At 46.4% G+C, this 11,642-nt stretch carries 6 protein-coding genes; 5 read left to right on the forward strand and 1 reads right to left on the reverse strand.

All coding sequences use genetic code 11. The features are described 5' to 3' along the window. Nucleotides 1-5 precede the first annotated feature (5 nt). The 3 genes from CEF13_RS01680 (at nucleotide 6) to CEF13_RS01690 (ending at nucleotide 8,842) form a co-directional block, all read left to right on the forward strand. Nucleotides 6-4,463, forward strand: a complete 4,458-nt coding sequence (locus tag CEF13_RS01680) for an S-layer homology domain-containing protein (RefSeq protein WP_102709125.1) — start codon at nucleotides 6-8, stop codon at nucleotides 4,461-4,463. A gap of 180 nt (nucleotides 4,464-4,643) precedes the next feature. After that, nucleotides 4,644-5,273, forward strand: coding sequence for a hypothetical protein (locus CEF13_RS01685; RefSeq protein ID WP_102709126.1), 630 nt, complete (start codon nucleotides 4,644-4,646; stop codon nucleotides 5,271-5,273). Nucleotides 5,274-5,701: 428 nt separating this feature from the next. Beyond that, complete coding sequence (locus CEF13_RS01690) at nucleotides 5,702-8,842, forward strand: glycosyl hydrolase (protein ID WP_102709127.1); 3,141 nt, start codon at nucleotides 5,702-5,704, stop codon at nucleotides 8,840-8,842. Here CEF13_RS01690 and CEF13_RS01695 read toward each other — a convergent pair. After that, on the reverse strand, nucleotides 8,832-9,689 hold the full coding sequence (locus tag CEF13_RS01695) for a CPBP family intramembrane glutamic endopeptidase (protein WP_102709128.1): 858 nt from the start codon (nucleotides 9,687-9,689) through the stop codon (nucleotides 8,832-8,834). The two genes, CEF13_RS01690 and CEF13_RS01695, sit on opposite strands and share 11 nt — an antisense overlap. Nucleotides 9,690-9,854: 165 nt before the next feature. Between CEF13_RS01695 and CEF13_RS01700 the strand changes: the two genes are divergently transcribed. Together CEF13_RS01700 and CEF13_RS01705 are read left to right on the forward strand one after the other, a co-directional pair. Further along, on the forward strand, nucleotides 9,855-10,808 hold the full coding sequence (locus CEF13_RS01700; protein ID WP_102709129.1) for a sensor histidine kinase: 954 nt from the start codon (nucleotides 9,855-9,857) through the stop codon (nucleotides 10,806-10,808). Nucleotides 10,809-10,835: 27 nt separating this feature from the next. Continuing rightward, nucleotides 10,836-11,636 carry a LuxR C-terminal-related transcriptional regulator gene (locus CEF13_RS01705; protein WP_102709130.1) on the forward strand — a complete coding sequence of 267 codons (801 nt, stop codon included), beginning with the start codon at nucleotides 10,836-10,838 and terminating at the stop codon, nucleotides 11,634-11,636. The last annotated feature ends 6 nt before the right edge of the window (nucleotides 11,637-11,642 follow it).

Consider the following 11,642-nt stretch of genomic DNA (forward strand, 5'->3'; position numbering starts at 1 on the left):
GATCAATGATGAATCGTATAAGGACAAAAAGAGGGGTGCTATTATTTTTATGTTTCATATTGGTAGCGCTTTCTTTCGGGGGCGCTCGACAAGGCACTGTCTATGCTGATGCTAGGTCAGCCACAGCGACAGAGCTAATCAATGCAGGATTTGAGGAGGATGCTGTCGATGAGGTAATTCCGGGTTGGACCTTGTTACTGGGTGCAGGCAAGAATGGATCGCTCACGATTGACTCGTCTCAGAAGCATAGCGGCAGCAGCAGTCTTAAATTGAATGATCAGGATACGGTGAACTTCGCAGCAGAGAGTGTGAAGGTTGCTGTTGAGGCGGGCAAAGAGTATTCTGTCACATCCTCGGTATACATCGAAAGCGGCTCCGTACAGCTGCAGCTTCGTTTTTACGATGTTACGAACAAACTGGTTACAGACGGAATTGCTGTGCATGATCCGAATTATACAGCCTCTCCGCTTGGCGTATGGCAGACGCTGTCGCTTCGTGCGATTGCGCCCGCAGGGGCTGCTTCTGTAACGGTCGTCATGGTATCGCCCAAAACAGGCAAAGGAATCAGCTACTGGGATGATGTCCAATTGGCAGCAGTGAAGGCATCCGTGCTGACTATCGTAAATGGAGGCTTTGAGCAGCCGCCTGCAGCGAACGAAGCCATTCCAGGCTGGAAGGTATTATCAGGGCAGCCTTCCGTTAGTGCGGCGAATAAACGTATGGGTGATAAGAGCCTCCTGGCCAGCTTGGAGCCGGCTGAGGGAGTGAGTGCCGTGAATGTAGAATCAGGTCTAATTGATGTGGAAGAGAATATGACGTACACCTTGTCTGCGGAAGTATTTCTGCAGAGCGGCACGATGGAAGGGTTGTATGTCTATGTATACGACAAGAATGGCGCTTTAATCAAAAGCGATTCAGGAAGCAACTTTCACGCTTATTTAAACGCAACAACAGACCATGAAAAGTGGAAATATTACGAAAGAACGTTCAAGGTACAACCAGGAGGCGTCAAGCTGAAGGTGTCTTTAATTACGGGTGCGAAAAAAGCTTTTCAATTTTATTTAGACGAGGTTAGCGTAATGAAAAAAGTGCCGAATGGCGACATGGAGCAAGAAGCAGCGGGGGGCGTAATACCCGGCTGGAGCAAGTCCAAAGCAGCAGATGCCCCATCCTTCTCGCTCACTAGTGAACGTGCGGAAAGCGGCTCGAACAGCCTGCATCTAGTGAACACGCCTGGCTTGTATTTAAACGTAATAAGCGAGCTCATTCCTGTTGAGGCTGGGGCGACCTATACTGCGGCTGCCCGTACATGGATTGAGAGCGGATCATCAGATATATATGTGCGTTATTTTGATGCTGAGCGCAATTATATGAATAAGCAAGCATGGAATATCGTATCTGAGCCGACTAATGCATGGTTTGATCAATATGTAACTTCGGTTGTACCAGAGGGGGCGCAATATGCAGCCATTATGTTTGCGGGAAGCCCGAACAAAACCTTCTCCTATTACGTGGATGATGTAAAGCTGCTGCGCGGCGAGCATGAAATTCCAGAGGTCCCGCTGCCAAGCAATTCCATTACGATGGTTGGAGAGGATCTAGGCCCTCAAATCCGCAAAGCTACCTTAATGCGCGGTGCGGCCGGTAAAGACGGGGAAGGCAGAGATGTGATTTATTCGGTTGTTGCGGGAGCCCCGTCTATATTCACAATGATTGATCTTGCTACAGAAAAAGTAGTCAAAAGCATTCCGATGCCAGACACTTCAGGCGCATGGTCCGTTACAGTGTCCAAGGATGGTTCGGTGTATCTCGGCGCCTATAACCTTGGATTATTGTATCGCTATATTCCTTCGACGGATGAATTGGTCAATTTGGGTCATCCGCTTGCAACAAAGGATTCCGTGCTTTATCCAATGGCAGCAGGGCTGAATGGGATCATGTACGGCAGTACGTATCCTACAGCAGACCTGTATGAATATAACCCATTGACGAATGAGTTCAAAAATTACGGAACCATGTCGACCAAAACAAGCGGTGAACGTTGGACACGTGTCGTTGCCTATGATGAAAGTACACATAAAATTTACGCAGGTGTTGGCAATGTGCCTCGACTGCTGGAATATGATCTGGCAACTGGAGCGAAGCGCGATCTGCTGCCGGCTGGTTTTGACAATATTATTTCCGTCTACGATCTGAACATCGCGGGAGGCAAGCTTTTTGCCCGCAAAGAGGCGAATAATGCCAATGAAGCATTCGTTATTGATATCGCAAGCGGGGAATTGATTGAGGTCACGAATGGGGATACAGATGAGGTGTCAACTTCTTTCATCAACTTCTCCCGCGGCGTTTCCCCGGTATCGCCCCTTGCGGACAAAATTTATTTTGCCGGGACGGGTGGAGAATTATTTGAATACGATCTTGCTTCAGACGTCTATCATTCGCTTGGCGCATCCATTGAAGGAGCGGCAATTGGTTATGACTTTGTTCAATTAAATGAAGAGGGCTTCCCGGGGTATAGCCTTGTAGGCTTGTCCGGCAATGCAGGCAAGCTTTACAAATATAATTTGGAGACAGGTCATGTAAGGCTTACGGATGTGCAGGTGCCTGCCGAGCCGGTTAATATTCATGAAATTGCTAAAGGACCGGACGGCAAAATATATACAGCTGGTTACTTGCAAGGAAACCTAGGCGCATACACGCCTTCTACTGGGGAAAGCATCTATTTCGATGGTATTGGGCAAGGGGAAGGGATAACGACTATTCATAACAAGCTGTACTTGGGCGTCTATCCGGGTGCCAGCATCTTTGAATATGACTTGTTGAAGCCTTGGAACCGGACGAATGCTAATCAATTGAATCCTAACCGATTGTTTACCTTGAATGGATACAATCAGGATCGGCCGTTCGGTATGGGAGGGGCAGAGGATTTGAATAAGCTGTTCGTCGGTACCGTTCCGAAAAATAGTATGCTAGGCGGCGTACTGGCTATTTATGATCTGGAAACGGGCGGGGAGCCTGAGGTGTATGAGAATGTTGTTCCAGGCCAGAGTATCCTTTCCTTCGCTTATAAGAATGGATTCCTATACGGCGGTACATCCATTCATGGCGGACAGGGCGGCACACCAACTGCAAGTGAAGCGGTTCTGTTTGTCTGGGATGTTGTGAACAAAGAGAAGCTGTTCGAGATCGTTCCGGTTCCCGGCAAGCAAGCAATTACCGCATTGCATGTTGGCCCCGACGGCAATATTTGGGGTCTCGCCAACGGAGCATTATTTATTTTCGATACCGAGACTCGGAAAGTCATTCATATTGACAATGCATTTCCGAATGCTTTGGGACGATGGATTGACGGCTCAATGGAGACGGGCAGCGACGGGAACATCTATGCGACGGTAGGGGGCTTCTTCTTCAAGGTGGATGCTGTTACGAAGGAGATTACGGTGCTCGCCTCACAAGTGCGCAAGCTTGCACAGGATGATTTCGGCAGCTTCTATATGTATACAGATCCGGAGAGCCCGAATTTATATAAGTATTCCATCCCGGAGCTTATGGTAAAGCTGGTTGGTGTGGAATTGTCGGCAGAAGCAACTTCGCTTGAAGCCGGTCAGTATACTGAGCTTTCACTAAAGGGGCTGCTGGAAAAAGGGCGAACGACTTTAGATTTATCTGGAGCGGTTAAGGTATATACAAGCAGTGAGCCATCCGTCGCACAGGTTGACCATAATGGGAAAGTATATGCGAAGCGTGCGGGCGCAGTTCAAATATCGGTGCAGGTTACACTTGACGGCGTCACCGTACAATCAGCAGCCCTTGACCTTTCGGTCGTCGGGGACAATGTGACTGAACCGGGAAACCCTGACCATACAGGACAGCCGTCGTTGCCGCAGGTGCCTCCAGTGACACCGATGCCAGAAGCGCCAAAAGTAAACTTCTCCGATATAGCCAAACACTGGGCCAAACCGCTTATTGAACAAGCGGTAAGCCTCGGATTTATACAAGGCTATGAGGATGGCACATTTCGCCCGGATATGAAAGTGACACGGGCAGAGTTTGCCGCGATGTTAAGCAGAGCATTGAAATTAGAGGGCGAAGATGGCGGTACAGCCTTCGCTGATGCGGAAGGCATTCCTGCTTGGGCGAGGCCTTACATTGATAGGCTGGTGAAGCAAGCGGTGGTGAATGGTTATGAAGATAATACCTTCCGTCCGAAGGGACAGATTACTAGACTGGAAGGCATTGTGATGATCGTTCGTGGCCTTAAGCTTCCCACTAATCCAAATGCAGCACTAGTGTTTGCAGATGCTGAAGATGTTCAAAAGTGGGCTAGAGGGGATATTGCAGCAGCGCTGGATGCGGGGCTTATCGAAGCAGGCGAGGATAGCAGCCTAGATGTCCATGCCATTCTCACAAGAGCAGAAATTGTAGCTATGCTGATCAAAATGTTAAGCTTATTAGAGAAATAACGGCAGCTAGTCATATATAATGAAATAAAGCCAGCTTGCTGCAGGAATGCTTGAAAACGTGGCCCATAAGTAGGACACTTTGAGAAAAGTAAACCTCTTATGGGCTATTTTCTGTTTGGAGAAGCAAGAATGGTGGGAATGAATAAATGACGCAAAGCAAAGTAGCTGGAGGAGTGACCAATGAATATATTTCAGTTGAAACCGAGCCCTCATGGAAGTCATCTTATGAAGGAGTTTCTGAAGGATAATTTCGTATGCATGGGCTGGCCCGGCATTGGGGATTTGGACAATGTGAGCAAGGATGAATTGAAGAAGAGATTAGCGCACGTTTACGACAGCGAGGGACAGGAGCTGGCGGGTCAGCTGGATGAAGCGAGCACTTTCTTGCATGAGATGCAAGATGGAGATTATGTGCTGGTTGCTGATGAGGAATGGGTACATATCGGCGATATGGGTGACTATTTCTATATAGAGCATTCCGACACGGCTGAGGATGGGACATGTCACCGACGCGGCGTCACATGGATGAAGAGTGTTCTGCTTGAGGAATTGAACGAGGAGCTGCAAGGTTTTCTGAGTGATCGAAGTCGAGGGAATATTACAAAATATGAACGTTCCTTTGAAAACCATGCGTTTGAGAGTTGGATGTCGAAAGCTGCAGAACCGGTGCTGCCGACGGGGAAGCCGACGCTTGTGGACGAACAAACCATCAGTCAGGCTATCGAAGTGTTGAGAATTGCTATGCAAAGTGATGACGCGGATCGAAGAGAACGGGCTGCGATGGCGATACTGCAATATGCGAAACAATGAGGGTGCAGTAAAGGGGCTTGGTTCATTTCGATGAAAACCTGATAAGCGCCTGTTAGTCTCACAAATTGAAACTAATCCTATACTAGTGTGTTGATAAATGCGAATTGGTATGCTTTCAGTTGGGCCCTTATTAGGGCCTTTTTGCTTTTCTTCATCCATAGGCGAAAGGGTTTTGTTGCGCATAAAATCATTAGTGGAATTTTATGTTAGGTTATGAAGTCTAAAAATAAGGTTTAATAATGTATATTGTTATTTTGTTTGTTATTATGCATTTAAGTTAAAAAGCAATAGTCAAAACGTCCTAAACATAAAATCTACGTTTTTTAGATTAGGACTTGTAATTGTAAGCGCTATTATTTATGATATAATTGTTTGGTTTTACATTTGTTACCTAAAATTTCACCTAATTAAAGGAGGAGTTGAACACAGTGATTAAGAGGATAAAAATCGTTTCTGCATTTATTTGTTTTTCTTTGTTATGTTCGATGTTATTACCGTTTGAGAATGTATCTTATGCCGATCAGTCATCGACCGTAGGTGACAAGCTCATTAATTTTGAGGATGGCACTACTAACGGATGGGCTAAAGGCTGGGGAGAGTTCGCTGCCAATAATCCTATTGAGGTAAGCCAGGATTTGAAGAGGGAGAACAACTCTTACGCTTTGAAGGTTAATGCCAATTATACAGGTAAAGACTGGCAGACTGCTTCAATTACACTGGACCATGGACTAAACTTATCCGATTATAAGAAGCTGGTATATGATGTTTATGTACCTGTAGCATTCGAAGGAACGTTGGATGTAGGAACTAGCCTGAGAGAGGCTTGGACAGATCTCGATAATAGCCACCACAATATTATCGATCTTAAATCAGATCCGGTTATTTTGAATGGACAAGAATATGTAAAGATTCATAAAAATATTATTTTGCCGTACGGATTGACACAGAGTCAGCTTGTTATTCAACTGCAGAAAAATTCCGCTCTAACTTACGCTGGACCGATTTATTTGGATGACATCCTGCTTCAAGCAAGAGAGCCTGAGCAGCCGGGCGGACCATCTGTAAAAATTGAAGCAGAGTCTGGAGAATTGGGGGGCGGAGCAGCGATTAAATCTGGTGTTCCGAGTGACACCAATGATGTAATCGAAGGTTATTCTGGTACAGGATATGTATTTTTTGGCGGTGATGGATTCCTTACGCTGAAATATACCGTCCCGGCAGTAGGCTTATATGATTTGAAAATCGGTTATCATAGCCCTTTTGGTCCAAAAGACACTGTTTTAGTACTTAATGGGAAAGAATCCGGTCAAATTACTTTACCGAAAACAGTTTCCTTTAATGAGATTTCTGGGGGGAAAGTATTACTGCAAGCCGGTGAGAATACTATCCGTTTCAATAATGGCTGGGGCTGGTATAACATTGATTATATTACTCTCGCGCCTGCTGCAGCACCGGCACCTCACCAAGTAGAAAAGAAGCTGGTAAATCCGAATGCTACACCTGAGGCGCAGGCTCTAATCAACTATCTTGTTGATAATTACGGCAAGAAGATTCTTTCCGGTCAGCAGGAATTAAGCATGGCCAAATGGATTAAAGAACAAACGGGGAAATACCCGGCCATATTGTCACATGATCTCATCGAATATTCACCATCGCGTGTTGAGAATGGCTCGAGCTCGATGGCGGTTGAAGAGATGATGGAATGGGCGAAGGACGGCGGTCTCATTTCCCTTTGCTGGCACTGGAATGCGCCGCTCGGCATTGGCGGAAATGAGCCGGGCCATGAATGGTGGAGAGGCTTCTATACCGAGCATACAACCTTCGATGTTAAGGCTGCGCTCAATGATAAGGAGTCCGAAGGATATCGTCTCATCTTGAGAGATATAGACGCCATTGCCGTTCAATTGAAGCGGCTGCAGGACGCTGAAATTCCAGTGCTGTGGAGACCGCTTCATGAAGCGGAGGGCGGCTGGTTCTGGTGGGGAGCCAAAGGCCCCGGCCCTGCGAAGCAGCTATACCGTCTCATGTATGACCGTCTTACTAATTATCATCACCTGAACAATCTCATTTGGGTTTGGAACTCCCCTTCCGCGGACTGGTATCCAGGCGATGATGTGGTTGATATTATAAGTCAGGATATCTATAATAATGCAGGCGATTACAGTCCGAATATTAACAAATATCAACAATCTGTGTCCGTCGTTAACGACCGGAAGCTGGTTGCGCTGCCGGAGAACGGACCGATTCCTGATCCGGATCTATTGCAAGCCTATCGCGCCGATTGGAGCTGGTTCAGCACTTGGACTGGTAATTATATTACTGATGGCAAGAACAACACTGCTGCTCATCTAAATAAGGTCTACAACAGCGATTATGTAATTACGCGTGACGAGCTGCCGTCAAATATGAAGACATACGGATTACCAACATCAGGAACATCGACGGGATCGCCGTCCGTTAGCCCACCGGTACAAAAGATCATTACGGTTGATGATTTGAAGAAGGATAAGGATGGAAACATAAGCATTATGCTTGCTGACGGACAGACTGATTCGGTAATGTCGCAGGATGTTCTGAAGCTTGTAGGCAGCAGCGATATTACGCTGAATGTGAATGGATTGACGATTCATATACCGAATGCAAGTATTCAAGCGGCGCTTTCAATCGGGCAGGGCAAAGAGGGCAAGCTCGTATTCAAAGCCCAAGCATTGTCTGAGAAAGAGGCAGGCGAGCTTCAAGGATCACTTGTATATCCATCCAATGAAAGCTTTGCAATTCGCGGGAAGATATACGACATTCAATTGATATGGGAATCGCAAGAGGGCAAGCAATCGATTTCGCAATTGGCTCAGCCTTTTACAGTAAGCTTCCCTGTTCCGGCGCAAGGGGATGCATCCAAGCTTGGCGTATATTATTTGAATGACAAGGGCCGTCCTGAATACATGGGCGGAACCAAGTCAGGTAATGAAGTCAAAGCGGATCTGCCACATCTCAGCAAGTATGCGCTGGCTGAATACAGCATCTCCTTCAGCGATGTGCCGTCAACTCACTGGGCATATGAGGCTATCCAGCAGATGACGTCTAAGCATGAATTACAAGGAATCACTTCTACGCTGTTCAAACCAAGCGCTGAAGCAAGCCGGAGCGAAGTGACGGTTGCTCTTGCTAAGCGTCTAGGACTCAAACCGTCATCCAGCAAGCCGTTCGACGATGTAGACAGCAAATCGGAAGCTTCTTCTTACATTGCAGCTGCCTTTGAAGCGGGATTAGTGAAGGGTACCGGAGGAAAATCATTTCATCCGGATTCAGCTATTACGCGCCAAGAGCTGGCTGTCATTCTGAAGCGAGCGTATGAGCTGCTCATGACCATGCCTGCAACTGCTGAACGCAAAGCCGCTTATGCGGACCGCGATCAGATTGCAGGCTGGGCGGTAGATGCCGTCGATCTTACATCTGAGCTGGGCATTTTCCGAGGAAAAGCGGCTAATAAACTAGATCCGCGTGGATCGGTAACACGCGCTGAGCTTGCTCAAATTATGGAGCGAATCACTGCTTTCATTAAGAACTGAGATTTGGGCTTTCTCCCCCTGCTGGGAGAGAGCCTGTTTCTTTTTTTGAGGCCATTCCTGCATCCTTCCTAACTATTATGAAGAGAGCAAGAGCGTAGCCTAGAATGAGCAGAATACCTGCGTCTCCCGTCATATACTTGACAATAGGCGTCTGATTTTGGGTAAATAGGTCTCCGTACTGCCATGCTAAATTATGTGCACTATGGGCGATAAGCGCAGGCCAAATGCTGCGGCTCTTCAAGCGTAGATAACCAATGAATATTCCAGCTAAGACGATATTCGCCATGAACAATGGAATATAGACGTACAAATTCACATCACTATGATATAAGTCCGTGAAGAACATAATAGGCAAGTGGAACAATCCCCAAATGATACTGCTCCAGATGAGCGCCTTGCGCATGCCCAGTTTCGTTAGTCTAGGCAGCAAATATCCGCGCCAGCCAAATTCCTCGCCCAAAACTACGGTGACCGCTCCTCCAATTAACATAACTATAAACTGAATAACCAATTCCACTGCTCTGCCGGAGTATTCCGGAGCAGTCCCGAAGCTGCCCCATCCAGCACACCATACAATGACATAACTGCAGCCGATGAGCAGCATGGGGGTAAGGAGACCAACGATAAATGATCGGCCATCGAAGGAATGAAAGCTGAGTGATTTCCATGCCGATGCCTGCAGCGCTTCCTTGGTCAGAAGCATCGTCAGAATAGCAGCGAGAAACGGTACAAACATGAAATAAGCCGTATTTAGAGAGATGGGTAGAACGAGAAGAGTCGCTTCTAATAAAACGATCATTATTACATATAAAGCGGCCTTGGAAAGCATATTGTTTTTTTGAATCATGGGGGAAGCTCCTTCGCTGATTTGTTAGATTTATTACTCACATATTAAGCAAAAGGCGTGTCATACGGACAGTGACACGGATGTCATAACTTTGCATGACAAAATAAGAACAAGCGAGTAGAATAAATTAGGTAAAAAAAGGATGATAAAACAGGGGTGTTTCTATTGGCTTGGAGACTTAAATGGAATGATTGGATACTTTATTTCATCCGAACAATCGGTTTTATTTCGGTCATATATTTCACGGTGAGGGCTTCGGAGAACATCACTTTTCCTATTTGGTTGTTGGTTGTATTCATTACAGCATCTTATGCTGTTCCCTTAGGGCTCCTGCAAATGGGGAAAAAGGCGTACCTCATAGCTGAGCTAGTCATGCTGGCGATCCTTGTTCCTTACTTTTGCTCTGTTGATCATCTAATAGCAGGCAATTTAGTTTTGTATACGATAATGGTTGGTTTTTATAATGAACGTAAAATGTACAAAGCATCAGGCGCTTGCCTGATCGTTATCGCGCTAGCCGGGCCCGTCATTCTTTTGCCTGAGGCGCCTGTATCTTATTTCTCAATTGCGATATCCTGCATCATTTATTCCGCGCTCGGATATATTTTTCACTTCCTTCTATCGGCCAAAAGCGAAATTGAACATAAAAACAACATTATTGAAGAGCAATATCGATTGCTGGAACAATATGCGAAGCAAGTGGAGCAGCATTCCGTGCTTAAAGAAAGAAACCGGATATCGGATGAGCTGCAGGGCTCTATTAGCCATACATATACGACGCTTGCACTGAGCCTGGAGTCATTAAGGAGCGAGCTCTCGACAGAACGGGAAAAAAGAATGATTAGTCATGTTATGGACATTACGAAGACGGGCTTGGAAGAGGTTAAGCGAGCAGTCGAAGAGCTGAAGCCGCTGGAAATGAAGCTTTCATTAAATGCGATGATTAGCCTTGCCATAGATGAGTTTGAAAGCACGGGGATCGAAGTGCTGCTTCGAGTAAAGGGGGAAGAGCAGAGCATTGCCAAAGAGCTGACGCTTCTTTTGGTCCGTTGTCTCCATGAATCCATATCTCTCCCCAGAAGGGAAGGGCATGCCGCTCATATCCGTGTTACGGTCTAATATTCACCTAAGCATGTGGAGCTTATCGTGGAGGATGACGGTCAAGGCAGCGAAGAGGAAAGGCTCTTGGGCGGGCTTGATAAGTTAGGGGCGCAGCTGGAGCAAGCTGGTGGTAATCTGCAAATATTATCTTTTCTCAATCAAGGAATAACGGTTACGTATACGCTGCCGATTGCCGATAATAGCGTGCATAAGCCTATTAAAGTCGTTGTAACGGATTCTGAGCCGATCGTTCGAGAGGCGTTAATGGCCCTTCTCTCCATGCAGGAGGATATGGAAGCGATAGCAGATCCTTCGGGAGGAGTATTATTGCCGGAACTGTGCGAGCGTATGCAGCCTGATATTATATTGCTGGCAACCAATCATGGGGAGCTGGATTATATTTCGCTCATCAGCCGTATTAAGCAGATATCGCCGACTATTAAATTAATGGTAATGACCTCTTCGGATCATGATCGACAACTGGCTATGGAGGCCATACATCTAGGTGCAGAGGGGTATATCGAAAAAGCGATTCCTTCAAGAGAGCTTTTGTCCAAAATCAGACTCCTGTACCGCGGGGAAATGATCATTACGCAACAGCTGGCCAAACAGCTGGTACAGACCATTATGCGGCAGCAGGATAAAACGAATGAATATGGCTTGACGGATAGAGAATTGGAAGTGCTTCAGTGCTTATCAGAGAAAATGAAGTATAAGGAAATTGCAGAGAAGTTGTTTTTGGCAGAGGGGACGGTACGCAATTATTTATCCGTTATTTATTCAAAGCTAGAGGTGACAAGCAGAAGCCAGGCGACGGAAAAAGCGCAAACGGAAGGTATTATTTGAAAATAG

This window comes from Paenibacillus castaneae, assembly GCF_002884445.1.
GTDB classification, from domain to species: Bacteria; Bacillota; Bacilli; order Paenibacillales; family Paenibacillaceae; genus Pristimantibacillus; species Pristimantibacillus castaneae.

Excerpts from the sequence above, each read along its gene's own strand:
- CEF13_RS01680 (WP_102709125.1), top strand. The coding sequence starts at position 6 with ATGATGAATCGTATAAGGACAAAAAGAGGGGTGCTATTATTTTTATGT.
- CEF13_RS01685 (WP_102709126.1), top strand. The coding sequence starts at position 4,644 with ATGAATATATTTCAGTTGAAACCGAGCCCTCATGGAAGTCATCTTATG.
- CEF13_RS01695 (WP_102709128.1), bottom strand. The coding sequence starts at position 9,689 with ATGATTCAAAAAAACAATATGCTTTCCAAGGCCGCTTTATATGTAATA.